This window comes from Loktanella sp. M215 (assembly GCF_021735925.1).
In the GTDB taxonomy this organism is placed as follows: domain Bacteria; phylum Pseudomonadota; class Alphaproteobacteria; order Rhodobacterales; family Rhodobacteraceae; genus Loktanella.
This window is the reverse complement of record NZ_WMEA01000001.1, coordinates 2256384-2281099: the sequence shown is the minus strand read 5'-3', so window position 1 is coordinate 2281099 and position 24716 is coordinate 2256384. Positions and strand designations below refer to the sequence as shown.

Sequence of the window (24716 nt, the reverse complement as noted above, 5' to 3'; positions counted from 1 at the left end):
GGGAGCACCTCATCCCTCTGGCATTGGTGCGCGTTCACCCCGACAGAAACACTCGACGCCTTGGACATCGACGGCCATGTGCGCGGCGCGGCGCTCTTGCCGCCGGTTCACCTTCCGCGGCGCATGTGGGCCGGTGGCAGTCTCACGTTTCACCGCCCTCTCCATGTGGGCGAGCCGCTGGAGCGGTCGACGCGCATCCGGTCATTGGTCGAAAAGCAGGGCAAGACTGGCCCGATGGTTCTGCTGACACTCGATCACGTCATACATGGCACTCAAGGTCTCGCCATCGAAGAGCGCCAGGACATCGTTTACCTGCAGATCCCGGAGATGTTCACGCCACCGCCGAAGAAAGACCTTCCAGCGGCCCCTCAAGAGATGATCGAAACGCCCGAGACGCTCCTTTTTCGCTATTCCGCGATCACATTCAACGCCCACCGCATACACTATGATCAGAGCTATGCGCAGACCGTCGAACAATATCCCGGACTGGTCGTGCATGGTCCGTTGCAAGCGACATTCCTGATGCGCGCGGCAACACGGCACAAGGGGCGATCACCATTCTTCTTCGAGTTCCGGAGCGTGCATCCTATGTTTGCGGGTGCCACCTGCGACATCGCTTGCCAGGAAGACGAAGAGGGCCTTGCGCTGTGGACGGGTCAGAACGGACACCAATGCATGCAGGCCCGCGCCGTTTGGGAGGAAACACAATGACGGTTCTCAAGGGGATGCGAGTGGTCGAGGGATCAGCGTTCGTTGCCGTGCCTCTCGCCGGAATGACCCTAGCGCAAATGGGGGCGGAAGTGATCCGCTTTGATCGCATCGGCGGTGGACTCGATGCAGGGCGTTGGCCACTTGCCCCCAACGGAAACAGCTTGTTCTGGGCTGGCATGAACAAGGGCAAGAAATCCATTGCCGTCGACATGAAAGCTGCGGAAGGCAGAGAGCTGATCTCTCAGATCATCACGGCGCCGGGGGACGATGCAGGGATGTTTCTGACCAATCTGCGGGTCCGCGGTTGGATGGACTATGAGACCCTGAGCAAGGCCCGCGAAGACCTCGTGATGGTCACTCTCACCGGCGATCGCCATGGAAGGCCTCAGGTGGACTACACGGTCAATCCGGCTTTGGGCATTCCGATGATGACAGGCCCCGAAGACAGTCAGGAGCCTGTCGCCCATGCTCTTCCCGCTTGGGACCTGATCGCGGGCAACCTATGCGTTTCAGCCCTCCTCGCGGCAGAACGCCACCGTTTGCGAGGTCATGGCGGACAAGAAGTTGAAATTGCGTTGAAAGATGTGGCTGCAGCCACGCTGGGCCACCTTGGTATCATTGGCGATGTCTCGCTGAATGGCGCGGATCGTGGCAAAGCAGGCAATGCCCTCTATGGGGCCTATGGACAGGATTTCCTCTGCGCCGACGGGCGGCGGGTCATGGTCATCGGTCTGACCCATCGCCAGTGGATCGGGCTGGTCAAGGCGACAGGCCTGGGTGACGCGATCAAGGGGCTTGAAGCCAGGCTGGGTCTGTCTTTGGACGATGAAGGCAATCGCTGGAGACACCGCAAAGCGATCACAGCAGTTTTCGAACCTTGGTTCGCGGCGCGCAATGTCAGCGATTTCGAAGGGACGTTTAATAGCGCAGGTCTCACCTGGTCTGAATTCAGATCCGTGCGGGAGGCAATGTCCGACGACTCTGATCTGAGCGAAGACAACCCGATGTTCAGAGCTGTCAAACATCCTGATACCGGCACTTATTTGACTCCTGCACACCCGGCCATTTTTCACGGTGCACCCCGGGAAGCTGCGACAGCAGCCCCGGTTTTGGGTGCAAATACAGAGGAAATATTGGCGGACATTGTAGGACTCAGCAGCGCCAGTATAGGTGCACTGTTCGATAAAGGCTTGGTCGATGGGCCGCGCACAGGAGCGCACAAGACAGCCGCTTAGTTCGAGGATTTTTGCGCTAGCATTCAACCCAAATCGTGCAGCGTGACAATCAAGATGAGAATCTCATGCCGATTGTCGCGCTACACAAATCGCTGTGGTCAAAGAAATGCGGCAGCCGGAACAGGTATTTTAACTGCTGACATTACTCTATCTTCAACGCGGATATCCGAATTGAAGTATGCGACAAGGCAGCCCCTCGGGTTAAAGGGCTGCCTGTTCGGGGTAGGTTTGCTGCGTTGACGCAAGCGCCGGGGTTCTATGTCTACGACCAGTCCTACGCCTATGCCTACGCATCACAGCTTTCAACTGATCGAAGCCGTCGTCGAACATCTTGACGGTGCGCGGGTGCCCATTCTTACGGATGCCTACCGCGGCGGCGCACGGCTCTTTCGTAGATTAACGAACCGCAAGGGCGCGACCGTGGAACGCGCGATGAACCCCTTAGTCCCAGGCGATGCCGTGCTCTGCTCGCACGGAGGCAACCGCGACAAGAACCTCGCGGCGGCACTCTGCGACAATGGTGAAGGCGTCTGACCACTGTTGCACCTCATATCTGGGGTGGCAGTTACCCGTCTCAACTTGTCGGCCATGACTTGGCTGTGCGCACGATCCAAATCAGATGGAGTAATGCCCGTCAACGATGTCCATCTCGGCTCCGCGCCTGCGCAACGAAGTCAAGCACGAGCCTTTGCTACCGAGATTCAGCGTGGCCGTGCGAAAACGTTGGTCTCGATCAGATTGGCCGCCTTATGCAAAGCCGTCGCGATATCCTGCATCGCCTCCGCACTTGTCTGACCCGCAATGCTGATGGCGCTGAGCCCCAAGCGGGGCCTGCCGTCGGCGTCGCAGACCACAGCGGCAGCGATGTTGAGTCCGATGAAGAGGTTGCCGAAATCAAAGGCGAAACCGGTTACCCGCGCCGTCTCGATATCCTCCCAATATGCCTCGAATCCCGGCGGGGACTGCCATTTCAAGCGGTCATAGGCCGCCTGCGCATGGCCCCGTGTGACACCCGTGAGCGCGGCATAGCAGCGGCCGACTGCACCAATCATCGCCGGAAGGCGAGACCCGGTCTCCAGCTTCGCGTGCACAGTCTTGTGCGGCGCTACACTGTCGATCAAAACGATGCGGTCGCATTCGGTGATCTGCCACAGGGCAATCAGCACGCTATGCTCTGTCGCAAGTGCATTCAGCAGGGGCCGGATCAGATCATTGGGATTGGCGCCGAGGATGGAACCCACGATTTCCAGGACGCCCATGCCGATCCGGTAGGTCTTGTCCTTTTCGTCGAAGGTAACGAAGCCCTCATTGGCGAGGGTCTTGAGGATGTTAAACGTGGTCGATCCGTTCAGCCCCGTTGCCCGCGCCATGGCGGCCACGCCTTCCGGCTCACTCGCCATGGCGATGCGCCGCAACAGCTTGATCGCGTTCTCGACGGCTGGGACGAATTTCGACGGGCCGGTTTCTTTCATGCTATCCCTCATGCAGCCGCCTTCTACACGGCATCCCCGCGATGCACGTCATTTGACTTGTCCTGCGCCACGATCGGCCGCGATCTGTTTGCCAAGCTCGTGCTTCATGCAACTCCGTCAGGTCACCGGATTGACTCGCACGAGGACGTCCGCCCGCCCGGTATGGGCTGCCTTTCCATGCTGGTTGACCAGTTCGAATCGGCGCCCGATGCGGCCGGTATTGCCGCTGCGGCCAAGGCTTTTATCCAGGATGTGCAGTTTAAGATGCAGCGTATCGCCGATGAATACCGGTTCCTTGAACTGCCAGTCCTGCACGTCCAGAAGTGCGACTGCGCTGTCCTCGAAGATGCCAAGGTTGTGCATAAGACCGAGGGCCAGTCCAATGCCGAAGGCGCCGTGCATCAACCGCTGGCCGAACCGCGTTTGCTTTGCGAATTCCGCGTCGTTGTGCACCGGGTTCCAATCGCCGGTCAGCATCGAGAACATCGTCAGGTCGCTTTCTGTCATCGTGCGTGCTTGGCTGGTAAAGACCTGCCCCACCTCAAAATCGTTGTAGTAGAGCGAATGGCTCATGACGCATCTCCTGACAGTCTCGCTTCGGCCATGTCCCGCAAGCGGGTCTTCTGAATTTTTAGCCCGTTGGCACTCTCGGTTGTCGGAAAGGCATCAAGCATGATGACCATCAGCGGCACCTTGTAATGCGCAAGTTTTGACTTGGTATGTGCAATGACGGCATCCGCGTCGGGCGTCGCTCCCGGCTTGGCCACGACGAAAGCCACGGGCCGCGTCTTGCCGTCGTGCGTGACGCCGACGACCTGCGCCTTGGACACACCGGGGGCTTGCGCGATGACCTCCTCGATCTCGGCAGGGTCGGTCAGGAAGCCTGACAGACGGACGAAGTCGCCGTTTCGCGCGAGATAAACGAAGGTGCCGTCATCGCGCAGGAACCCCGCGTCGCCGGACAGGAAATAGCCATCGGCGTCTAACGCCTTTGCCGTCGCCTCCGGGTTCTCGAAGTAGCCCTTAAAGTTCGTGGGCGCTCGGATCTCCAGCATGCCAGCCTCTCCTGTCTGGCACAGCGCGCCGGTCTCGCTGTTGCGGACGCGGATCTGCACGGTGTCGCCGCCCGCAGGGCGGCCGCCTCCCTGCAACCGCTGTTCGACCAACAGGGCTAGGGGCTGGATCGAGAAGATGGCGTTGACCTCGGACGCGCCATAGACGCCCACCAAGGGCAGACCTGCAGTTGCCATTTGCCGCAGGGTTTCGCTTAGGCCGGGGGTAAAAGAGGCAAAGCCGCAAAGCCGCGCCTCTGCGAAGCCATCGCGGTCGGCCTCCCACATCTGACGGAACATCTCGTCCGAGCCGAAGAAATGAGTGATCGCGTTCGCGCGAGCCATCTCGATTGCCGGGGCAACCTGAAAGACCGGCATTATGTGGACAGTTGCCCCGCCCGCGACGGCGGCCAGCGTCGGGTTCAGTCCGAAGACGCCACAAAACGGCATCGCGGCCAGATACCGCGCGCCGGGCTGGTTGAAACCATAGGCCCCAGCGCACAGGGTTGCGTGAAGGGACAGCGTTTCTTGCGTGTGCAGCACCAGCTTGGGCTTGCTGGTGGTGCCAGAAGTCGTGAACAGCAGAAGGGGGTCGGCCGGGGCAGCGTCCTGCGACGGAGTCGGATTGAGATCATCGAAACTACAAGCAGCGACGGCCAGACCCGCGATTTCAGTCCCGCCCGCAGGCGACGCGAGCGCCGTCAGGGTGGGCAGCGTCGTCATGTCGAGGGCGGCGATCATTTCGGCAAAATCCGCATGGCTGTCGTCGCTGTCGAAGATCAGCATTCGGGCGCGAGAACTAGCCAGTATGTGATGCAGCTCGGCCGTGCGATAACGGGTGTTGACCGCCGCCACGACGGCGCCGATGCGCGCCGCGCCGAACAGTAGGGCCAGCCACGTGTGCGAGTTGTTCAGCCAGACTGCAACACGGTCGCCGCGCCCCACGCCCTGCCCCGTCAGCCACGTCGCCGCTTGACCGACGTGCCGGTCGAATTCGGCGGCACTGACGGCCCGCCCTGTGGCGGTGACCAGAACGGGGCGGTCATCGTCCCGGTCTTGGCGGGCGGCGATCAGACCGTCGAACGTCAGACGCGACGTCATCAGTAAAGCTCCATCAGCTTTTCGTTGTCGGACAGCTCCTCGGGCATCCCTTCCCAGATCATGCGACCGGATTTCATCACAACGGCACGGTCCGAGATTTTGAGCGCCTCGCGCACATTCTGTTCGACCAGCAATATCGAAAGCCCCTCCTGTTCCTGCAGCTTGCGGATCGGGGCGAGCAGGTCCTGAAAAAGCTTCGGCGCCAGACCAATCGAAGGCTCGTCCAGCAGCAGGATTCGAGGGCGCGACAGCAAGGACCGCCCGATGGACACCATTTGTTGCTGTCCCCCGGACAGGGTCGAGGCGGGCCGGTGCATGAATTCCCGAATGACGGGCAGGATGTTCAGCACCCAGTCGATGCGCTCCTCCCGCTCGTCCTTCGGCACAGACGTCGCGTGCATCCCGAGCGCGAAGATTTCGTTCACCGTGAGTGACGGAAAGACGCCCCTTCCCTCGGGGACCATGGCCACTCCCATGTCGGCGATGGCGCGCGGCGTGCTGCCGGTCACGTTCTGTCCATTCACCTGCACCTGTCCGGCTTCGGTGGGCAGCAGACCGAACATCGCTTTCAGCAGGGTCGACTTGCCCGCACCGTTATGACCGATCAGGCATAGCACCTCGGCCTGATTCAGTGTGATATCGATTTCCGAGATCACAGGGCGACCACCGTATCCGGCGGCTAGGTCGTGGGTCTGCAGAACGGCGGTCATGCGCGGTCTCCGAAATAGATTTTCGCCAGTTCTGGGTCATCCAGCACAGACTGGGGATCGCCGTCCGCCAGCAGCTTGCCCCGATCTAGAAATGCGATCCGGTCGGAAATTCCGATGACGATGTCAAGGTTGTGCTCGATGATGCAGACCGTGACGCCCTTAGCCACGTCCTCGCGCAGGATCGTCAAAAAACGGTCATAGGAATTCGGGTCGAGCCCCGAGGCGGGTTCGTCCAGCAGCCACAGCCGCGCCTGCGTCGCCATGATCCGCGCAAGGGACAGGAACTTGCGTTCTGCATAGGCGAGATCGATTGCACGGGTGTTGCGCTTGTCGGCCAGTCCGGTGCGTTCCAGCACCTCATCGATCCGCTCTTGCCGCCGGCGCCGTGCCGTGCGGGACATGGGCAGTGGCAGGGCGTTGAATTCGGTGGCGTTCAGGGTGTTTTCCAAGACCGTCATGCCATCGAACAGCCGCAAATCCTGATAGGTGCGCATGACACCCATCCGGGCAATCCGGTGCGGACTCACGCCCGCGATGTCATTGCCCAGCCACGTCACCTCTCCACTGTCGCGGGCGAGGTTGCCGGTGATCAGGTTGAAGAAGGTCGTCTTGCCCGCACCGTTGGGGCCAACCAGCGTCGTGACGATGCCGGACCGCAGATCCATCGTCACATTGTCGACAGCGGTGACGCCGCCGAAGCTCTTGCTGAGGTTTCGGATCTGCATAAGTGGCTCGTTCAGGGCGGGGGCGCTTACGCTCATTTCCCCGCCCTCCGGCCTACGATGCCGCCGGGGCGGAAGATCATGAGCAGCGTCATGCCAAGGCCATAGATGATCTGCTGCAGGGCCCCGATCTCTGTTTGCGGCAGGAACGCGAAGTAGGAGATCAGCGAAGGCAGCAGCAGGAGGACTGCGGCCCCCACGACAGGCCCCGCGATGGTGCCTGTGCCGCCGATGATGACCATCGCCATGATCAGCACCGAGTTATCCAGCGTGAACGTCTCTACGTTGATAAAGCTGAGGTAGCTGGCGTAAAGCACCCCCGCGACGGCGGCCAGCGCAGCCGAAATGACGACCGAGATTGTCTTGATCATGGGGACGTTCTTCCCGAACGACGCCGCGGCGCTTTCGCTGTCGCGGATGGCGCGCAGATTGCGGCCGAAGCTGGAGTGGACCAGCGCATTGATTGCCAGCAATACCAGGATCAGCATCGCGACCGACAGGATCGAGAACTGGCTGGGTTGATAGACCTCCACCCCCATGATTCGGACAGCGGGGATCGCCAGCACACCACCGATGCCGCCGGTGAAACCCTTCCATTCCGAAAAAATCGTGACGGCCAGCACCTGCAATCCCAAGGAAGCGGCGACGAAGTATTCGCCCCGCACCCGAAGTGCCGGAAGCGCCAGCAGCAGCGACACCACGGCGGACGCTGCCATGGCGGCAGGCAGGGTCACGAAAATCGATGGGCTGACATTCTGCGCGACCCAGGATCCGGTATACGCTCCGATCCCGAAAAAAACCGCATGGGCCAGCGAGTAGATTCCCGCATATCCCATGATGAAGTTCAGTGTGACCGCGAGGATCGCATAGATCGCGATCAAATTGACGAGATTGAAAATGTAGGCTTCCACGTCGCCCCCCTCAGTGCGCGATAGTCCGGCCCAGCAGGCCCGACGGTCGGATGATGATGAAGGCGAAGAGGATCGCGAAGGTCACTGCCTCGGTCCATTGCGAGTCGACGACCAGCAGCGCCATGCTTTCGGCCAGTCCCAGCAGAACCCCCGCAAGCACAGTGCCAGGGATCGACCCGATACCGCCCACGATGGTCGCCGCAAGCGAGATCAGCATGACATGGTGCCCGACGGACGGATTGAGCCCCGTCGTGGCCGAGGTGATGATCGCCGCGGGCACCACCAGCAGCGATCCGATGGCGAAGGCCATGGCCTCGATCCGCCGTGGATCGAGACCGAAGGTGCGGACCAGCTCTGGATTGTCCGACAGCGCCCGGAGAGACATGCCGACGTGGGTCTTTAGCAGCACGAACTGCAGCCCACCCAGAAACACAACGGCGCAGAGGATAGCAATCCAGGCGAGTGGCGAGACGTAGATGTTGTCGAACATCTCGACACTGCGCGACAGCGAGGTGTTCACGGTCACGAAACCGCGGCCGAAGACCATGCCAATGATATTCTGGACCGCGATCCCAACCCCGAACGACGCGACGAAGACTGTGAAGAAGGACCCTTCGTGCCGCTGGATTGGGACATAGACCAGCCGGTCAAGCGCCAGACCGAAGACCACCGCCCCAATCGCCGCGGCGAGGATGCCGGGTGCGACGCCCCAACCGGCGTTGAAGACCGCATAGAACAGGTAGGCGGCGACCACGAAGGTCGCGCCATGGGCGAAGTGGAAGATCCGCGTCGATCCGAAGATCAGCGAAAACCCCACTGCCGTCAGCGCATAGAGCGCACCTGTCTGCAGACCAGTGATGGCCAGTTGGATCGCCAGCATCGCCCGTCCCCTATTCGAAGTTGACGGATGTCAGGGCCTCGGCCGCGCCGTTCTTGATCTCCTTGACCTGGATCGGGAACAGCAGCGTGCCGTTGTCCTGGAAGGTCACGGTGCCACCAACTAGATCGAAGCTGCCCATCTCCTTGCGCTTGTTCAGAAGCGCCTCTCCGGTAACGTCGTTGCCGTCCTTTTCGATGGCAGCGGCCAAAACGCCGTAAAGCAGCGTCGCGTTGTAATAGTTGATGTTGTAGGCGGTCGGGTCACGGTCATATTTCGCACGGTAGTCAGTGACGAAGCGCTTAGTGACGGGGTCCTGCGCTTCCAGGTCGACACCTTGGCCGGTGATCAGCATCCCCTCGGATTCAGGCAACGCAAAAGCATCAGGCACAGCGTAGCCGGAATAGGAAGCCAGCTGCGCGTCCACGCCATTATCACGTAGCTGCTTGACGATCTGGATCTGCTGGTTGCCGTAGCTGGCGACATAGACAACGTCGGCCCCTGAGGAGCGCACCTGTGCGGCCACGCCGGAGAACTGCTGCGCCGTGGTGGGGACCGAATAGGCCTCGACCAGCTCCGCACCGACCTTTGGGAGCTCGGTTTCGAATTCAGCCTCCATCGCTTGGCCCAGTGGATCGTCGATGTAGATCAACGCCACCTTGGTCAGCTTGCGCTCATTCACCATATAGGGAACGATCGCTCGCACCTCGAGGTTAGCGAGCGGGATGACGTTCCAGAAGTATTCACCCAGCGTCGCAAGATCGGGACCAACGCCGCCACCGTTCACCGCAACGACCTTGTTGCGCATAGCCAAGGTCGAGATCGCCTTGGACACGCCGGTGAAGGCGGACAGAGTGTAAGGCACCTTTGTCACGTTCACCAGTTTCGTCATTCCTACGACTGCAGGCTGCGGCAAACCCTGACTGTCCTCGTAGGCGATGGACAGCGGTCCGGACAGAATGCCGTCGGCATTGATGTGATCGACCGCCAGATCGGCGCCGGACATGAAGACGTCGCCGTAGACCGCATTGGGGCCTGACAGCGGGAACAGGGCCCCAATGGTATGGTCGGCGGCCGCTAGCGGCTGCGCGAGGCAGACAAGCGCGCCGACCGCGGCGAAAGTATTCCTGAGCGTGATGGACATGACGTTCCTCCGTGAAAATGACTGACGGCCCCCGCATCTGGCAGGACCGCATTTTGCAGCTTGCCGGTGCAAGTGCCGCTGCCCATTGGCGCGTCGCTTGCATCTCCTCCCGGCGCGGCATCGCGTTGTCCCGCGCATCGGACAACTTGTGCCGCCGCCTTCATTCTGTATAGTAAATGATGTTCTGCAAGGAAAATATGCATGCGATCCTCAGAAAACTTGGATTTAAAAGGCAACGACCAGACGTCACGAGGGCGGCTTCGCCGCGCGAAAATTCTGCCTGAAGCGCCGATTTCCCCTGTCACTTCGACTGCACGCTTAGCGCACGGAAGGGACATCCGGTGATCGACGATGCCACCCTTTGGACCTTTGCCCGATTTGCGCCAGGCCAGCATTTCGCTCCTGTCACCGTGCCACTCGACGCCAATCGCGTCGCAGGATGGGAGGCGATTTACGGTGCCGTCATAGGCGCGACAGCCCCGGACGGCATGATCATCGCCGGCATGATGGAAGCCTACATCCACGCTATCCAGCCACGCCCCAAAGGCAACGTCCATGCAGGACAGAAAATCGCACTGACCGGCGCGCAGGTCGCCTTGGGGCAGACGTTAACCTACCGCGTCGGCGTTGCCGAGAAGGCCGAGAAGAAGGGGCGTCACTGGGTCACCTTCACCGTCCGCGCCGATCACGACGGGACCGAGATCCTGAACGGTCGTATCGTCGCCATCTGGAACGCATGAGGAGCATGCGATGACCGATTTTCCCGCCACCATCGCCCCGCTGACGCTGACAACCAGCGTTGCCGCCGCAGAGGCATACGCCGCGCTGACGCAGGACTTTAACCCGATCCACCTCGACCCCACATTTGCAAAAGGGACCGCCTTTGGCAAACCGATTGCGCATGGAACGATGGCCCTGAACCTGCTCTACGCCGCCGTGGACGTGGCCACGGCACAAGCGTTCTACATCGCAGACCTCAATATCCGTTTTTCGGCACCGACCTACGTCGGTCAGGTGATCACTGGGATCCTGCGCCAACAGGACGGCGCGCTGTATGCACTCGAGGTGCGGACTGACGACAACCGCGTGGTGCTGACGGGCACCGCTCGCCTCGCCAACAGGGTCGCACCGTGACCGCCTATCTGCGCGCTGCCTATGCCACGCCATTCGGCCGGCAGGAGGGGTCGGACCCCATCGGCCTGATGACCAGCGCCGCCGACCGCGTGCTGGACGACGCAAATCTTACGCGCGGCGACGTTGACGGGCTGATCTGCGGCTATGCCACCACCCTGCCCCACCTGATGCTGGCCAGCCTCTTCGCCGAAAGCTTCGGCCTGAAACCCACTTATGCCCATGGCCTGCAGATGGGCGGCGGCACCGGGGCCGCGATGATCCACCTCGCCCACATCCTCGTAACTTCGGGCACCTGCCGGTCCGTGCTGGTCGTTGCGGGTGAAAACCGCCTGACGGGTCAAAGCCGCGATTCATCACTGCAGACGCTGGCGCAGGTCGGCCACCCGACACGAGAGGTCCCGACCGGGACGATCGTGCCTGCCTACTACGCCCTTCTGGCCGCACGCTACCTGCATGACACTGGCGCTACACAGGACGACCTAGCGGCCCTTGCGGTCCTGATGCGCCGCAACGCCGCGCGCACGCCCGGCGCCCATCTGCAGGACCTTGTCACCGAAGCGGAGGTCATGGCCTCGCGCCCTATCGCCACGCCGCTTAAGCTGCTGGACTGCTGCCCTATCTCCGACGGCGGTGCGGCGGTGCTGGTAACGGCCGCCCCCGGCGACGGGCCCGCCGTCGCCCTGACCGGCGCGGGGCAGGCCCATCTGCACCAGCATGTAACTGAGGCGCCCGATGACCCAGCCCTTGGTGCGCGGATCGCAGTGGCGAAGGCCTACGCCGAGGCGGGCATCAGCGCGGCCGACGTCGGCCTGCTGGCAATTTACGACAGTTTCACCGTCACGCTTGCTTTGCTGCTGGAGGCTACTGGCATCAGCGCCCCGGGCCGCGCCGGGGCAGAGGCGCGCGCAGGACGCTTCAACGCCAGCGGCGACCTGCCGCTGAATACGCACGGCGGCCTGCTGTCCTATGGCCACTGCGGCGTCGCTGGGGCCATGGCCCACGTGGCAGAGACGCTGGCGCAACTGCGTGGAACCGCGGGCGAGCGGCAGATCCCTAACCGCCCTACCCACGCGCTGATTCACGGCGACGGCGGCGTCCTGTCGTCCCACGTCTCGCTGGTGCTGGAGAGAGTGTCGTGACCGCGATCCGCTATCAACGCTGCGCCGCGTGTGGCGACGCCTGGGCGCTCGACCGCCCCCGCTGCAGGACCTGCGGCGCCGATGCCCCGGCCTCGCACGACAGCACCGGTTGCGGCACGGTGTTCTCCGTCACGATCCAGCACCGTGCCCCAAGCCGCGACCATCCGGAGCCGCTGCCGTGGTGCATCACGCTCGTCGATCTGGACGACGGCCCCCGCATCATGGGCCACGCCGATCCGGATACCGCTATCGGCGACCGGGTGGCGGGCCGTATGCAGGATTTCGCCGGCACCCCCGTGCCGACCTTCACAACCGTCAAGGAGGATTGAGAGATGAGCCAGGTGCTCAAGGACAAGGTCATGCTTGTCACCGGCGCCGGGGGTGGCATCGGGCGCGACCTCGCCCTGGCGGCAGCCGCTGCTGGTGCCGCCGTCGTGGTCAACGATATCGGCGCCACACTGAAAGGCGAGCGCGAGAACCAGGGCGCGGCCCAAGCCGTCGTGCAAGAAATCGAGGAAGCGGGCGGGCGCGCCATCGCCAACGGCGGCAGCGTCAGCGACCCGGACGCCGCCCGCCAGATGGTGGCGGACGCGGTTGCGGCGTTCGGCCGTCTTGACGCCGTCGTCAATAACGCGGGCATCCTGCGCGACGGCTTCTTCCACAAAATGAGCTTTGAGGACTTCGACGCCGTCATCAAGGTGCACCTCTACGGCGCGTTCAACGTCTCGCGCGCTGCGGCGGACCAGTTCCGGGCACAGGAAAGCGGCGCGCTGATCCACATGACCTCGACCTCCGGCCTGATCGGCAACCTAGCGCAGGCGAACTATTCCGCGGCTAAGCTTGGCATGGTTGCCCTATCCAAATCCATCGCGCTCGACCTCAAACGCTGGAACGTCACCTCGAACTGCATCGCTCCCTTCGCGTGGAGCCGGATGACCTCGTCCATCAAGGTCGACAGCCCGGAGCAGGAGGAAAGGGTGCGCAAGCTGCAGGAGATGAAGCCTGCCAAGATCGCACCGCTGGCAACCTACCTCGCCTCCGACGCAGCGCGCGACGTGACCGGTCAGATCTTTGCCTGCCGCAACAACGAGATCTTCGTGATGAACCAACCGCGCCCCGTCCGGTCTGTCCACCACAGCGAAGGCTGGACACCCGAGAGCGTCGCCGACCACGCCATCCCAGCCCTAAGGGCCGGCTTCACCCCGCTCGACGTATCGGCGGACGTATTTAACTGGGACCCCATCTGAGGAAAACGACATGCCCAAGCGTAAGGACAAGATCACCTCCGCCATCGGGTGGAGCACGGCCGACAGGATTCAGGTTCACGGCCTTGATTTGCCATCCGAAATCCTCGGCCACGTAAATCTAGGCGACATGGCCTTCATGCAGGTGACGGGGCGCAAGCCAACTGCACCGGAATCAATCGTCTTCAACGCAATCGCTGTGACGCTGGTGGAACACGGCATCACCCCCTCGGCCATGGTGGCGCGGCTGACCTACATGGGCGCGCCAGAGTCACTGCAGGCCGCGGTGGCCGCAGGCCTCTGCGGGCTCGGGACGGTGTTCGTCGGATCGATGGAAGGGGCGTCGAAGATGCTTTACGCCGCCCTGCCCCCCGGCGAGAAGGCGACCGAAGCGGACCTCAGCCGGATCGCCAAAGAGACAGTGGCCGCATACAGTGCCGCAGGCAAGATCGTCCCCGGCCTGGGTCATCCGGTGCACAAGCCTGTCGATCCTCGCACCCCGCGCTTGTTCCAGATCGCCGAGGAGAACGATATGTCCGGTTTATATGTCGCTCTGATGCAATTGATCCAGACTGAGGCAGAGGCGTCATCCCGCAAGAAGCTTCCAATCAACGCCACCGGCGCCATTGGCGCGATCTGTTGCGAATTCGGCTTCCCCCAAGAGATCATCCGCGGCTTCGGTGTCATGGCCCGGGCAATTGGCTTAGTCGGGCACATCCTCGAAGAAACCCGCAACCCAATTGCCTTCGAGCTTTGGCAGCGAGCAGAGGAGGAGATCTTGCAGACGAGCGGTCCGGACGCGCAGTAAGTCGCAGAAGATATTGCGAGTGACAGCAGCAGTTGTGCTAGTCAGGAGAATAACCTCCGCGAGGTTACCGTTCACGTGCCGGAGAAGGACTATTGATGAACATGGAGCCCCTCTGCCGGCATCGCCTTTTCCGGGGCCCAACGGGGCTCCAGAAACTCCGGGAAGTATGACCCCTTCCGAAGATTTGGGCTCTGAACATCGACGGTCCCGGCCCGCGTTGCCCACCGGCGCTCACGATACCCGTTCCGATGATTGACCCGTTCGGTGCTCCGCTCATGTGTTCCAGCATCGCATCGCTGGTCAACTGCCAGCGCCATCAGGCGGTCGGCGACAAACCCAAGCATCTCGGCCAATATCTGATGATCCGCGGTGTCCGAAAGAAGCGCCTTCAGCGCCACGGTTTCTGCTATCATGTCTTTGGTCATGGGGGATCTCCTCGATCGTTAGGTCAGTTTTGCAACTCAACCCTACCGGAGAACGTCAATGGCCGCTCAGAACCCGCGCGGACTGCAAAACCGGAGGCAGACACTGGCTATGTTTCAGACACCAAGAGGTTGCGCCCCTGCATCCCCAACGTGGGCAACAGATCCCCCCACGACCGATCCAGATACGCTTCAACGCCTGCGCGCATCGATCATGTCGGCCATCACGCAAAGCAATTCAAACATCATTGTCGCGCCGACTAATGCGGTCATGCCACCGACGTCGAACGGCGGTGCCACCTCAACCACATCGGCACCGACGATATTGACGCCTGCCAGAAGGCGCAGCATTTCTTGCGCCTCGCGGGTGGTAAAGCCGCCGATTTCCGGCGTACCGGTGCCGGGCGCCATCGAAGGGTCGATACTGTCGACATCGAAGGTCACATACGTTGCGCCATCATCTACAATGGTGCGGGCCTCCTCCATCACGCTGGCAACGCCGCGTTGAACGAATTCCTCCATATAAATAATACGGATTCCCTGCGACCGCGCCCAATCATGTTCAGTTGGATCGTAGACCGACCCGCGTATGCCGATCTGAACCATCCGTTTGGGGTCGATCAGTCCCTCCTCGATTCCACGCCGGAATGGTGTGCCGTGGGTATAGGGATTATCACCGAAATAAGTATCGTTGGTATCCGAATGAGCGTCGAAATGGATCAGGCCGACCGGGCCTTTGGCCGCAACGGCACGCAGCACGGGAAGTGTCGTCAGATGATCACCACCAACAGACAATGGGATCGCGCCGGTCGCGACGATTTCAGCCATGCCGCGCTGGATCAGATCAAGCCCGTCCATCAGATTGATCGGGTTCACGGCCAGATCACCCACGTCCGCCACGTTCGCTATTGAAAACGGAGCCACCCCGGACACGTGATGCGCACGGCGCATCAAGCTCGACATGCTGCGCACCTCGCGCGGGCCATGGCGTGCACCAGCACGGTTGGTAGTGCCCCCATCCCACGGAACCCCGATCAGCGCGATATCCAAGCCAGCGGCGGATTCCACGGCGGGGAGTCGCATGAACGTTGCATGCCCGGCAAAACGCGGGACAAGCGATGCATCGACGGGTTGGTGGAAATTGGTCATGCCTTACATCCCTTAGAAAATTCGCTTTCGATCATGGCGACAATGCCATTCACACTGTCGGCCAGCAGCCACTCCCCTTTTTCGGCCGATGACCCTTCAGTCAATGAAAGCACACCAGAGTCCGGCACCTCGTCGCTGGGGCGCGGATAGCGGTCGTAGGGTCGAAAGTTTGCAGGCCCGTCGTGGGTCGCGCGAGCCAGATCCACCAGTTCCGGTCGCAGCGCCAACATGATCGATGTTTCGATGACTGAAGCGTGCTCCAGCTCGATCCCAGGATAACCGTCAGGAAAAATTCGGTCCAAGGTCTGCGGCTGAACCATGTCCCAGTGATCGACCCGCAGGATGACAAGGTCGCGCACGACATCTCGGCCCAGTGCGTCGAGTGCCAATTCTATTCCTTCGATGGTTGGCCCAATGTTTTCAAAGTGGCCGTTGACGGTCACGATTTTACGCACATTCTGCCGATAAAGATCGCAGATCACGTCTCGCACGATCAGCGCAAAAGTATGGGCCGTCAGGTTCAACGTGCCTGGAAAACGAGGGCCGCCGCCGGTCTTGGGCTGCGACCGGTTGCCATATGCGACTGTCGGCAGAACGAGACCACCGACAAGCGACGCAGCCCGCACGGCAATTGCCGTCGGAATAACAACGTCCACATTTAGCGCCATATGCCGCCCGTGCTGCTCCGTCGCGCCGAGGGGCAAGAATATGGGGGCGCCAGCGGCCACACGCGCGGCAACCTCCGGCCACGGCAGGTCGGCGTAGAAAACACTTTCGGTCATAATGGTTCCATCATGTCATTGCCGCGCCGCCATTGGCACCAAGGCATTGTCCTGTAAAAAATGTGGCGCCCGGTCCCGCAAGGAACACGACCGCGGCAGCAACCTCTTCTGGTTGTCCGATGCGACCCAGTGGATTGGCGGTTTCCGCAGCCTTCTCATCGTCTGTCAGTGCCGAAAAACCCAGCAATGGTGTATCCGTTGGACCTGGGGCGACGGCGTTCACCAGAATGCGCGGGCCCAATTCGCGGGCCCAAGACCGCGTCACGCCGATCATGGCCGCCTTCGTGCCGGCGTAGACGGCGCCTCCGGCACGGCCCAGATAGGCAAGCTCTGACACGATATTGATGATCCGTCCGCCGTCGGGCAAATGCGGCAGCACTTCACGTGCAACCAGCATCGCTGCACGCACATTTACCGCAAACATCGTATCGATATGCTCTGAGGTCAGCTGTGCCAGCCGCTGTTCCCGCAGGATGCCTGCGTTGTTCACAAGAATGTCGATTCCGCCCAGATGTGCCTGCGCTTGTGCCACTGCCGCGATGATCTGGACCTCGTCACGCAGATCGCAGGCAAGGATGTCATTACCGGGCTGCAGGTCCAGTCCGATCACCCGGGCGCCTGCCTGCCGCAGCGCCACCGCTGTCGCCAGACCGATCCCGCTGGCTGCGCCGGTCACAATCGCCGCCTTGCCGGTAAGCGGCATTACCACGGCACCTCTCCTCGGTCGACGCCCAGCGATTGACCAGTGATGTTTGCAGCCATGGCCGAAGCCAGAAACAGATAGGTTGGCGCCATATCCGCCGGTTCCATCAGGCCAGAAAGGGATTGACCGGCAACGATCCGGTCAAGCAGTTCCTGTTCAGGCAAGCCTGCATCGGCCGCCATGTGAGCCAGTGAACGCATGGACGCTGCCGTGCGCACCCAACCTGGACAGACCGCATTCACGCGAATGCCGCGTGGTCCCAGTTCGCGTGCCCAGGTTTTCGTCAGCCCGATAATTGCGTGTTTCGAGGCGACATAGGCACCGAAGCCGGGTTCCGCCACGCGACCCCAAATCGACGACGTGTTAACGATTGCTCCCCCAGCGCCCATGCGACCCAAAGCGGCGGTCGTGACCAAAGTCGTGCCAATGACGTTCACATCGATGACCCGACGAAATGCATCCGACAGGGTGCCGGACGAATCTGCGATCGGCGTCATCAGCTCCAGACCCGCGTTATTGATCAAAACATCGATCCGATTAAGCGGTGCGAGGGCTGCGGCAACTTGATCGGCATCTGTGATATCGGCAACCGCCGCCGTCGCGCCGAGTGTTTCGGCACATTGGTTCACTGCGATGTCATCAGCGATCAAATGCAGGACCGCCCCTGCTGCGGCAAAACCCTCTGCGATGCCCAAGCCGATGCCGCGGCTTGATCCGGTGACCACGACGGTCCGCCCCGTGAAGTTGAGCGACATCAGTGCTTCCCCTCTTCCCGCATCATGCGCATGATCTTCCTCTCCATCACGCCATAGCCATCAAGTGCAATCAGGTCTTCCTTGTTGACGAGCCGTGTCGGGGGCTTGAAATCCGGCAAAATCTCTTCCTTGACCCGGCCCGGGTGGCTTGACAGGAAAATAATCTTGTCAGCCAGAAAGATGGCTTCCTCAATATCATGGGTCACGATGACCATCGTCGTGCCAGATGCCTGCGCAATGTCCATCATCAGTTCCTGCATTTGCCAACGCGTTTCGGCGTCCAATGCGCCAAACGGTTCGTCCATCAGCAGCACCTTTGGCGCGTTTGCCAGAGTGCGCGCGATGGCGACTCGCTGGCGCATCCCCCCCGACAGCGTCGACGGATAAGTATCGATGAATTTTGTCAGTCCGACGAGATCAATGAAATGGGCCGCCCGTTCCCGCCGTTCAGCCACAGGCACACCATTCACGCGCATTCCGAATTCGACATTCTTGCCGACTGACATCCAATCGAACGAAGTATAGGCCTGAAACACCATTCCCCGGTCCTGCCCTGGCCCGTCAATCTGCTGACCGCCAATCTGGATCACACCAGAGGTCTGGGTTTCCAGACCCGCGATCATGCGCAGGATTGTTGATTTCCCGCTGCCGGACGGACCCAACAGGACGCAGACTGATCCCGCGTCGATATTGAATGACACGTCGTCTACTGCTGTCAGGTCGTCGCCAGATGGCAACCGAAAGGTTTTCGTCACGTTTTGCAACGTCAACAGTGACTCGGTCATCAGCGCACTCCGCGCAGATAAGGGAACAGACGGCGGTGCAAAATCGCAAAGGCTATGTCGCAAATCAGCCCCAAAGCGCCAATCACAACGATGCCGGCAAGAATTTCATCCGTGCGCAAAAACCGCCGCGCCCGCATCATCATCGCACCGATACCCGTTGACGAAGCAACGATTTCAGCAATCACAAGATAGGTCCACACCACAGCGAGCATCTGCCGCATAGCGACCACAATATTGGGAAGTGCCGCGGGGAGAATGACCCGCAGCAAGGTGACGCCGCGACCAGCTCCCAGCGTCAGCGCAGTCTCGACCAGTTCTTTGCGGACCTCTTTGGTGTGATCTGCGATCAAGGTTACAAGAAAGAAGATTACCCCAAGGAAGAGCAGGGCCAGCTTCGGTGCTTCTCCGGTGCCGAACCACATCAAAAGTATCGGAATGAACGACGGCGCCGGTAGATACCGCCACGCCGACACAAAGGGACCAAACACCGCATCTACCGCAGGAAAGGTCCCCATTACGACGCCCAGGGGCACTGCAACGGCACAGGCCATCGCGAAGGCCACCACGACCCGCATGAGTGAAATCAAAACATCGGATCCAAAGCCCTGATTGGCGAAAAGGTCATATATTGCGCTAAACACACTGACCGGCGACGGCACAAGAATTGGATTGACCAATCCCGCCGAAGTCGCAGCCAACCAGACGCCAAAAAACACAACCCAGATCCCAATCGCTGAAACAGCGCCCTGACGTGGCGACACCGGGACGCGCACTTGAAGTCGCCGGGATGATCTACCCGCGTCGGCCATTGTCTTTGCAACCTCGGGTTTGGGACCCTCCGCAGCTCGCGCCGCGAAGCGTCGCACTTCAGTTTGCCGCGAAGGCTTGGCGGTAGCCCTGCGCCACGAGATCAGACATCAGGCTGCAGTCAATGCCGGCAGCCGGGTCAACTGTTTCAGTCATTAGTCCCAACTTGACCCACCATTCGTTCGTCAGTGCAACCGAACTGACCATCGATCCGTTCGCTAGACCGAAAGGAGGCTCGCCGTCCAACACACCGCAGGTGCGGGCGGATTCATCGAAATCGAAGGTGTAGTTTCCACCCTCGACGCTTTTGCCATTCGTGCCGATTACGGATGCCACGTCTTCTGGCGACCACTTCAAATAAGACGCGATCAAGCCATTTGTTTCTTCAACGTTGTCGTGCCAGTATTGCCGTCCGTCCCATTCCGCCTTCAGCACGGCAAGGGCGGCTTCGCGGTGATCGGCAATGAAAGTCTTGTTCATGTAAAGCGAGTCCATGAAGATGCCTGTTTTAAGCATCTCGGGATCGGTTGTATTCACGACAGATCGTGCGCCAGGCGCGGCAGCCAGCACAGTGCCGATCCACGGTTCATACATGTATGCTGCGGCGAGGTCGCCAGACAACATTGGTCCGACTGCTTCATCAGCGTTAAGATTGACCCATTCGACATCGCCAGGCGCGATACCAACGCGGTCGAGCCACAGTCCCATCAGCAACTCGCCAATATAGGCCTGAGGCGCGGCAACCTTTTTTCCCTTTAAATCAGCCGGTTCAATCCCTTCAGCCAGAATGATGTGATCCACACCAAAGGATGGATTGAGGTATGCAACGTTGACCGTGTTCAAATCAGCCGCAATTGCCACAGGGATATAGTCAGCCGTGCAGCCATAGACATCGATTTGTCCCGCGGCCAAGGCAGAATGGCCCCCGATCGGATCCTCGAAGATCGTAAGGTTCAAGTCGTAGCCGGGTATCAGGTCCTTCTCCCGGGCAACCTCCAGCATCGCGTAGCCAGGCCACGAGACACACATCCCGACATTTACAGTCTCTTGCGCCCACGCAGCGCCGCCTGCGCAGGTGGTTACAGCAATTGCAAAGACAAATGGGCTACGTGGCATCCTGATCTCCATATGCGATGATTTAGAGAACCATATGAGGTAAAAAATTTTAGTCCACTAAATTTTTTACCTAGACAACTTTTTATGTTGACCCTCAGATCATGTCGCAGGACAACACGGTCTATGACAGATATTCGCACCACCGGGCTCCGCGAACGGCAAAAGGAGGATCGCCGAGAGCGCATCATCGCCGCCGCGAAAAGCCTCTTTGAAAAGGCGGGCATCGAAAACATCACGATCGAAGCCATCGCAGAGATCGCAGGCATATCCGGCGTCACCGTTCACAATTACTATGGCACGAAATCCAACATCCTTTTGGCGCTCGTTGCCGAAAGTGACAGCGCGTTGATCGACACACTTGCGCGAGATCTGGTTGGACATCCGGAAAACGTGTCCGAACTGGTTTTACGCTTCTTCGATATTATCTGCGCGCATACCCTGACCCACCTCGACAAGGCGATCTGGCGGCAGGTTATTTCGGCCTCTGTCAGCGCGACGGAACCGAGGTTCGGAAAGCTGTATCATGAGCTAGACGATCGTCTGGCACAGGTTCTGATCCGAGAGATTGGCCGCTTGAATGACAAGAAAATGCGCATCACGGCCGACCCCGTTCATTTGGGGTGGGCGCTCTTCAACGTGCAAAATGCAAGATTTATCGAATTTATCTCGAATGACAAAACCGAACAGTCAGTTGTCATGCAATATTTAAGAAACGATCTGGAGGCACTGTTCCCTCCAACGTCCGCCTGAGAGATGTCCCGTCACAATAGCGGATCGCTGATGATCGTTGTGACGGAAATGAAATCGCCATTTTTTGCCAACTCAAAGACTTCATGCCACAAGGACTGAAGATGATGCGCGGCCTGTCAAGGTGGCGGCTGCCCATTCTTACGGATGCCGACCGCGGCGGCGCACGGCTCTTTCGTAGATTAACGAACCGCAAGGGCGCGACCGTGGAACGCGCGATGAACCCCTTAGTCCCAGGCGATGCCGTGCTCTGCTCGCACGGAGGCAACGGCGACAAGAAACTCGCGGCGGAACGCTGCCTTGAGCACTTCGTAGTCGGAAGTAAGCCTGGCACACGGGTCGCGGCGGGCTGCTATCATATCCAGAATGTGAACTCGCTGCACGCCAGCTACGGCAGGTTCATTAAGCCCTTCTGTGGGCCAGCGACGAAGAACCTGAACGGCTACATCCGGTGGCTGGAAGTCCGGATGGAAGAGATGCAACCGGCAAAATTTATTCTTGCCTCATAAGCTTGGCGCTGATGTGGTCGGATTTCCGATTCGATCTCTCCTTACTAGATTTCTGCAAAGCGGCGAATGTCAGCATCAGGAGTTTTATTAAGAACGAGGTCAAACAAACTAGATATTTCTGTTGCAGAAGCTAAAGATGCAGCGTCAGTAAATCTTCCATTGACCGTGTCGCGGTGCCGGAAGTCTATCGCATTTGACGACCTCAGGAAAAGTTCCTATGAATGAAGATCAGGGGTTTGTGAGAACCCCGTGAGGCGTCAGCCCAATCTCGCATCCTTCCAGTTTCGATCTCACATTTGGAGGATGCTTCATGGCGTCATTTAGCGAGATTTCCGTATCGACCCTGTCCCGACTGGTGGGCACACCCGACTGCCCCGTGCTGATCGACGTGCGCACCGACGAGGATTTTAACGCAGACCCGACCCTGATCCCAAGTGCGTATCGCCACCCTTTTGCAAAGGTGGCTGATCTGGCCGACGCCCTCAACGAACAGGCGATCGTCGTCTACTGTCAGAAGGGCCACAAGATCAGCCATGGTGCAGCCGCGGTATTGCGCGCTGCGGGCGTGCGTGCGGAAATTCTCGAAGGGGGGCACTTCGGTTGGCGAGACGCCGGGCCTCCCACGGTGTCGACGGAAAAGTTGCCGCCGCTTGACACCTTGGGCAGGACGGTCTGGGTGACCCGTCACCGGCCCAAGATCGACCGGATCGCCTGTCCCTGGCTCATCCGTCGCTTTGTCGACCCGAAAGCGCAGTTCCTGTTCGTGGCGGCGTCGCAGGTAAATGGCGTGGCCGAAAAGTTCGATGCCGCGCCCTTCGACATCGAGGGTGTATTCTGGAGCCACCGGGGTGCTGCATGCACGTTCGATACGATGATTGAGGAGTTCGGCATTCGCAACGATGCCCTCTCCAGGTTGGCAACCGTCGTGCGTGGGGCCGACACCGACAGCCACGATCTGGCACCGGAGGCGGCAGGACTTCTTGCAGTGTCACTCGGCCTCTCTCGGATGTTCCGCGACGATCTGGACCAGCTCGAGGCCGGCATGACGCTATACGACGCTTTCTATCGCTGGGCACGCGACGCGACTGGCGAAGGTCACGATTGGCCCGCTGCAACGGGCAAGGCATAGATCATGCCACAACCCATAAACATCATTGCGAACGATAAACCCTCTCTAGCACAAGCGACCCGCGTCTGGTGGAAGATCGGCATTCTGTCTTTCGGCGGTCCTGCTGCCCAGATCGCGCTCATGCACAAGGAGGTTGTCGACGACCGCAAATGGCTGACCGAGGACCAGTTCCTCAACGCCCTGAGTTTCTGCATGCTTCTGCCCGGGCCGGAGGCCATGCAACTGGCGACCTATGCGGGCTGGCGGCTTCACGGCACCTTGGGAGGACTGATTGCCGGACTGCTGTTCGTTGTTCCCGGTGCGACGGTCATCATGGCGCTTGCCGCCATCTACAGTGTCTACGGCAACGTGCCCCTTGTCGCGGCGCTGTTCTACGGCATCAAGGCCGCCGTTCTGGTCATCGTCGTCGAGGCGTTGCTGCGCGTCGCGAAGAAGGCACTGTCGCAAAGGTGGCACTGGGTAGTTGCGGGGCTTGCCTTCGTGGGCATCTTCTTTCTGTCGATCCCCTATCCGTTGATCGTTCTGATGGCGGGTCTTGTGGGGTGGTTCATGGCAACCGCTGATACGCAGGGTCAGGTCATCAACATGTCGCATGTCTCGTTCGCCAAAACCGGTCGCACGATCGGCATCTGGCTGTCGATCTGGCTGCTTCCGCTTTTGATCCTGACATCGTCAGGAGCCCCAGACATTCTGGTTCAGGTTGGCAAGTTTTTCTCGACGCTCGCCGTTGTGACATTTGGCGGAGCTTACGCCGTCCTTGCGTATATGGCGCAGGACGTCGTGGTTCAATTCGGATGGCTGTCGCCGCAGGAAATGGTGGATGCCCTGGGACTGGCAGAGACCACGCCCGGCCCTTTGATCCTCGTTACCGAATTCGTCGGCTTTCTGGCAGGCTTCAAGGACGGCGGACTTCTGCTCGGAGCAGCGGCTGCCCTCGTGGCGCTCTGGGTAACGTTCGCGCCTTGCTTTCTCTGGATATTCGCAGGTGCCCCCTACATCGAATGGATCTCAAACCAGCCCCGGCTGAAGGGTGCTCTCAAAGCGATCACGGCTGCGGTTGTGGGCGTCATCCTCAACCTTTCTATCTGGTTCGCACTGCACGTCTTGTTCGCAAGGGTTACGCGGCAGCAACTGGGGCCAATTACGCTTTGGCAGCCAGAGCTGGCCACAATTGAATGGCACGCACTGGCGCTGTTCCTCTTGTGCGCCTTTCTGGCGTTCCGACTGCATTGGGGCATCATCCGCATTCTACTCGTCGCCGCAGGTCTCGGCGCAGCAGGCCAGATGATCTTATGACGTGTCGGTCGGGACTCGTCACCACCGCCTTTCTTAGCGGGACGCAAACCCGGACATTGGTGCAACTGCTGCGAAAGCAAACTTTGTCCGCAAATAGACTTCGACAAGCATCGTAGCGAAGTTCCGCTGCTCGCTGACAACTCCTCCATGACGCATGCGGCGATGGTCGGCTCTGTGCCTAAAGTAGCTGCGGTTCATCCCCATTGGTGAATGGCACATAATGGGAACACAGACAGCCACAGCTGCGTTATCCAGA

General features: G+C 60.3%; 27 protein-coding genes and 2 pseudogenes. 13 read left to right on the top strand and 16 right to left on the bottom strand.

Going from position 1 to position 24716, the window contains the following annotated elements; translation table 11 throughout:
• Positions 1–30 precede the first annotated feature (30 nt).
• The 3 genes and pseudogenes from GLR48_RS11195 to GLR48_RS11185 all read left to right on the top strand — a co-directional run.
• A pseudogene (locus tag GLR48_RS11195) lies at positions 31–711 on the top strand (FAS1-like dehydratase domain-containing protein); the annotation flags it as partial.
• A complete protein-coding gene (locus GLR48_RS11190; RefSeq protein WP_237061401.1) occupies positions 708–1946 on the top strand; it encodes a CoA transferase in 1239 nt (412 codons plus the stop codon). The pseudogene GLR48_RS11195 and the gene GLR48_RS11190, both read left to right, overlap by 4 nt.
• Positions 1947–2228: 282 nt before the next feature.
• Positions 2229–2480 (top strand): hypothetical protein, encoded by a 252-nt coding sequence (locus GLR48_RS11185; protein ID WP_237061399.1) that lies wholly within the window; start codon positions 2229–2231, stop codon positions 2478–2480.
• 167 nt (positions 2481–2647) lie between these two features.
• Here the strand turns inward: GLR48_RS11185 and GLR48_RS11180 are convergent, their stop codons facing one another.
• The 8 genes from GLR48_RS11180 to GLR48_RS11145 form a co-directional block, all read right to left on the bottom strand.
• Positions 2648–3418 (bottom strand): IclR family transcriptional regulator, encoded by a 771-nt coding sequence (locus tag GLR48_RS11180; protein ID WP_237061397.1) that lies wholly within the window; start codon positions 3416–3418, stop codon positions 2648–2650.
• Between the two features lie 117 nt (positions 3419–3535).
• Positions 3536–3991 (bottom strand): MaoC/PaaZ C-terminal domain-containing protein, encoded by a 456-nt coding sequence (locus GLR48_RS11175; RefSeq protein ID WP_237061395.1) that lies wholly within the window; start codon positions 3989–3991, stop codon positions 3536–3538.
• Positions 3988–5571: an AMP-binding protein gene (locus GLR48_RS11170; protein WP_237061393.1), complete on the bottom strand. Its 1584-nt coding sequence runs from the start codon at positions 5569–5571 to the stop codon at positions 3988–3990. The genes GLR48_RS11175 and GLR48_RS11170 overlap by 4 nt, the downstream gene beginning before the upstream one ends.
• On the bottom strand, positions 5571–6281 hold the full coding sequence (locus tag GLR48_RS11165; RefSeq protein ID WP_237061391.1) for an ABC transporter ATP-binding protein: 711 nt from the start codon (positions 6279–6281) through the stop codon (positions 5571–5573). The genes GLR48_RS11170 and GLR48_RS11165 overlap by 1 nt, the downstream gene beginning before the upstream one ends.
• Complete coding sequence (locus GLR48_RS11160; RefSeq protein ID WP_237061389.1) at positions 6278–7042, bottom strand: ABC transporter ATP-binding protein; 765 nt, start codon at positions 7040–7042, stop codon at positions 6278–6280. The genes GLR48_RS11165 and GLR48_RS11160 overlap by 4 nt, the downstream gene beginning before the upstream one ends.
• On the bottom strand, positions 7039–7914 hold the full coding sequence (locus GLR48_RS11155) for a branched-chain amino acid ABC transporter permease (protein WP_237061387.1): 876 nt from the start codon (positions 7912–7914) through the stop codon (positions 7039–7041). The genes GLR48_RS11160 and GLR48_RS11155 overlap by 4 nt, the downstream gene beginning before the upstream one ends.
• Before the next feature lie 10 nt (positions 7915–7924).
• Positions 7925–8794 carry a branched-chain amino acid ABC transporter permease gene (locus GLR48_RS11150; RefSeq protein WP_237061385.1) on the bottom strand — a complete coding sequence of 290 codons (870 nt, stop codon included), beginning with the start codon at positions 8792–8794 and terminating at the stop codon, positions 7925–7927.
• Positions 8795–8804: 10 nt separating this feature from the next.
• The gene (locus GLR48_RS11145; protein WP_237061383.1) at positions 8805–9935 is read right to left on the bottom strand and encodes an ABC transporter substrate-binding protein; all 1131 of its coding nucleotides are present in this window, start codon (positions 9933–9935) and stop codon (positions 8805–8807) included.
• A 341-nt stretch (positions 9936–10276) separates the two neighbouring features.
• Here GLR48_RS11145 and GLR48_RS11140 point away from each other — a divergent pair, with 341 nt between their 5' ends.
• The 6 genes from GLR48_RS11140 to GLR48_RS11115 are packed head-to-tail and all read left to right on the top strand — an operon-like array spanning position 10277 to position 14260.
• Positions 10277–10675 carry a hypothetical protein gene (locus GLR48_RS11140; protein ID WP_237061381.1) on the top strand — a complete coding sequence of 133 codons (399 nt, stop codon included), beginning with the start codon at positions 10277–10279 and terminating at the stop codon, positions 10673–10675.
• A 10-nt stretch (positions 10676–10685) separates the two neighbouring features.
• Positions 10686–11069 carry a MaoC family dehydratase gene (locus GLR48_RS11135; RefSeq protein WP_237061380.1) on the top strand — a complete coding sequence of 128 codons (384 nt, stop codon included), beginning with the start codon at positions 10686–10688 and terminating at the stop codon, positions 11067–11069.
• Positions 11066–12208 carry a thiolase family protein gene (locus GLR48_RS11130; RefSeq protein ID WP_237061378.1) on the top strand — a complete coding sequence of 381 codons (1143 nt, stop codon included), beginning with the start codon at positions 11066–11068 and terminating at the stop codon, positions 12206–12208. The genes GLR48_RS11135 and GLR48_RS11130 overlap by 4 nt, the downstream gene beginning before the upstream one ends.
• Complete coding sequence (locus tag GLR48_RS25935; RefSeq protein ID WP_237061377.1) at positions 12205–12537, top strand: Zn-ribbon domain-containing OB-fold protein; 333 nt, start codon at positions 12205–12207, stop codon at positions 12535–12537. Before GLR48_RS11130 ends, GLR48_RS25935 begins: the two co-directional genes overlap by 4 nt.
• Positions 12538–12540: 3 nt before the next feature.
• Entirely contained in the window at positions 12541–13455 is a 915-nt protein-coding gene (locus GLR48_RS11120; protein ID WP_237061376.1) for an SDR family NAD(P)-dependent oxidoreductase, read from the top strand.
• Positions 13456–13465: 10 nt separating this feature from the next.
• The gene (locus GLR48_RS11115; protein ID WP_237061375.1) at positions 13466–14260 is read left to right on the top strand and encodes a citryl-CoA lyase; all 795 of its coding nucleotides are present in this window, start codon (positions 13466–13468) and stop codon (positions 14258–14260) included.
• A gap of 113 nt (positions 14261–14373) precedes the next feature.
• Here the strand turns inward: GLR48_RS11115 and GLR48_RS11110 are convergent.
• From GLR48_RS11110 to GLR48_RS11075, 8 genes and pseudogenes are all read right to left on the bottom strand, one after another.
• Positions 14374–14685, bottom strand: a pseudogene (locus tag GLR48_RS11110) (transposase); the annotation flags it as partial.
• 189 nt (positions 14686–14874) lie between these two features.
• A complete protein-coding gene (gene speB, locus GLR48_RS11105; RefSeq protein WP_237061372.1) occupies positions 14875–15831 on the bottom strand; it encodes an agmatinase in 957 nt (318 codons plus the stop codon).
• A complete protein-coding gene (locus GLR48_RS11100) occupies positions 15828–16613 on the bottom strand; it encodes a creatininase (RefSeq protein WP_237061367.1) in 786 nt (261 codons plus the stop codon). The genes speB and GLR48_RS11100 overlap by 4 nt, the downstream gene beginning before the upstream one ends.
• A gap of 10 nt (positions 16614–16623) precedes the next feature.
• Positions 16624–17316: an SDR family NAD(P)-dependent oxidoreductase gene (locus GLR48_RS11095; protein WP_237064521.1), complete on the bottom strand. Its 693-nt coding sequence runs from the start codon at positions 17314–17316 to the stop codon at positions 16624–16626.
• Entirely contained in the window at positions 17316–18071 is a 756-nt protein-coding gene (locus GLR48_RS11090; protein WP_237061365.1) for an SDR family NAD(P)-dependent oxidoreductase, read from the bottom strand. The genes GLR48_RS11095 and GLR48_RS11090 overlap by 1 nt, the downstream gene beginning before the upstream one ends.
• Positions 18071–18856 (bottom strand): ABC transporter ATP-binding protein, encoded by a 786-nt coding sequence (locus tag GLR48_RS11085; protein WP_237061364.1) that lies wholly within the window; start codon positions 18854–18856, stop codon positions 18071–18073. Before GLR48_RS11085 ends, GLR48_RS11090 begins: the two co-directional genes overlap by 1 nt.
• On the bottom strand, positions 18856–19665 hold the full coding sequence (locus tag GLR48_RS11080) for an ABC transporter permease (protein WP_237061363.1): 810 nt from the start codon (positions 19663–19665) through the stop codon (positions 18856–18858). Before GLR48_RS11080 ends, GLR48_RS11085 begins: the two co-directional genes overlap by 1 nt.
• 58 nt (positions 19666–19723) lie before the next feature.
• A complete protein-coding gene (locus GLR48_RS11075) occupies positions 19724–20779 on the bottom strand; it encodes an ABC transporter substrate-binding protein (protein ID WP_237061362.1) in 1056 nt (351 codons plus the stop codon).
• Between the two features lie 123 nt (positions 20780–20902).
• Here GLR48_RS11075 and GLR48_RS11070 point away from each other — a divergent pair, with 123 nt between their 5' ends.
• From GLR48_RS11070 to chrA, 4 genes are all read left to right on the top strand, one after another.
• Positions 20903–21529 (top strand): TetR/AcrR family transcriptional regulator, encoded by a 627-nt coding sequence (locus tag GLR48_RS11070; RefSeq protein ID WP_237061360.1) that lies wholly within the window; start codon positions 20903–20905, stop codon positions 21527–21529.
• Positions 21530–21612: 83 nt separating this feature from the next.
• A complete protein-coding gene (locus GLR48_RS11065) occupies positions 21613–22035 on the top strand; it encodes a hypothetical protein (protein WP_237061358.1) in 423 nt (140 codons plus the stop codon).
• A gap of 310 nt (positions 22036–22345) precedes the next feature.
• On the top strand, positions 22346–23164 hold the full coding sequence (locus GLR48_RS11060; RefSeq protein ID WP_237061357.1) for a chromate resistance protein ChrB domain-containing protein: 819 nt from the start codon (positions 22346–22348) through the stop codon (positions 23162–23164).
• A gap of 3 nt (positions 23165–23167) precedes the next feature.
• Positions 23168–24460 (top strand): chromate efflux transporter, encoded by a 1293-nt coding sequence (chrA, locus tag GLR48_RS11055; RefSeq protein WP_237061356.1) that lies wholly within the window; start codon positions 23168–23170, stop codon positions 24458–24460.
• Positions 24461–24716 lie beyond the last annotated feature (256 nt).

Coding starts and splice junctions, on each gene's coding strand:
- GLR48_RS11185 (WP_237061399.1), top strand. CDS start 2,229: ATGCCTACGCATCACAGCTTTCAACTGATCGAAGCCGTCGTCGAACAT.
- GLR48_RS11065 (WP_237061358.1), top strand. CDS start 21,613: ATGCCACAAGGACTGAAGATGATGCGCGGCCTGTCAAGGTGGCGGCTG.
- speB (WP_237061372.1), bottom strand. CDS start 15,831: ATGACCAATTTCCACCAACCCGTCGATGCATCGCTTGTCCCGCGTTTT.
- GLR48_RS11170 (WP_237061393.1), bottom strand. CDS start 5,571: ATGACGTCGCGTCTGACGTTCGACGGTCTGATCGCCGCCCGCCAAGAC.
- GLR48_RS11165 (WP_237061391.1), bottom strand. CDS start 6,281: ATGACCGCCGTTCTGCAGACCCACGACCTAGCCGCCGGATACGGTGGT.
- GLR48_RS11160 (WP_237061389.1), bottom strand. CDS start 7,042: ATGAGCGTAAGCGCCCCCGCCCTGAACGAGCCACTTATGCAGATCCGA.
- GLR48_RS11060 (WP_237061357.1), top strand. CDS start 22,346: ATGGCGTCATTTAGCGAGATTTCCGTATCGACCCTGTCCCGACTGGTG.
- GLR48_RS11070 (WP_237061360.1), top strand. CDS start 20,903: ATGACAGATATTCGCACCACCGGGCTCCGCGAACGGCAAAAGGAGGAT.
- GLR48_RS11150 (WP_237061385.1), bottom strand. CDS start 8,794: ATGCTGGCGATCCAACTGGCCATCACTGGTCTGCAGACAGGTGCGCTC.
- chrA (WP_237061356.1), top strand. CDS start 23,168: ATGCCACAACCCATAAACATCATTGCGAACGATAAACCCTCTCTAGCA.
- GLR48_RS11080 (WP_237061363.1), bottom strand. CDS start 19,665: ATGGCCGACGCGGGTAGATCATCCCGGCGACTTCAAGTGCGCGTCCCG.
- GLR48_RS11100 (WP_237061367.1), bottom strand. CDS start 16,613: ATGACCGAAAGTGTTTTCTACGCCGACCTGCCGTGGCCGGAGGTTGCC.
- GLR48_RS11135 (WP_237061380.1), top strand. CDS start 10,686: ATGACCGATTTTCCCGCCACCATCGCCCCGCTGACGCTGACAACCAGC.
- GLR48_RS11145 (WP_237061383.1), bottom strand. CDS start 9,935: ATGTCCATCACGCTCAGGAATACTTTCGCCGCGGTCGGCGCGCTTGTC.
- GLR48_RS11075 (WP_237061362.1), bottom strand. CDS start 20,779: ATGCCACGTAGCCCATTTGTCTTTGCAATTGCTGTAACCACCTGCGCA.
- GLR48_RS11180 (WP_237061397.1), bottom strand. CDS start 3,418: ATGAAAGAAACCGGCCCGTCGAAATTCGTCCCAGCCGTCGAGAACGCG.
- GLR48_RS11175 (WP_237061395.1), bottom strand. CDS start 3,991: ATGAGCCATTCGCTCTACTACAACGATTTTGAGGTGGGGCAGGTCTTT.
- GLR48_RS11085 (WP_237061364.1), bottom strand. CDS start 18,856: ATGACCGAGTCACTGTTGACGTTGCAAAACGTGACGAAAACCTTTCGG.
- GLR48_RS11120 (WP_237061376.1), top strand. CDS start 12,541: ATGAGCCAGGTGCTCAAGGACAAGGTCATGCTTGTCACCGGCGCCGGG.
- GLR48_RS11090 (WP_237061365.1), bottom strand. CDS start 18,071: ATGTCGCTCAACTTCACGGGGCGGACCGTCGTGGTCACCGGATCAAGC.
- GLR48_RS11095 (WP_237064521.1), bottom strand. CDS start 17,316: ATGCCGCTTACCGGCAAGGCGGCGATTGTGACCGGCGCAGCCAGCGGG.
- GLR48_RS11115 (WP_237061375.1), top strand. CDS start 13,466: ATGCCCAAGCGTAAGGACAAGATCACCTCCGCCATCGGGTGGAGCACG.
- GLR48_RS11190 (WP_237061401.1), top strand. CDS start 708: ATGACGGTTCTCAAGGGGATGCGAGTGGTCGAGGGATCAGCGTTCGTT.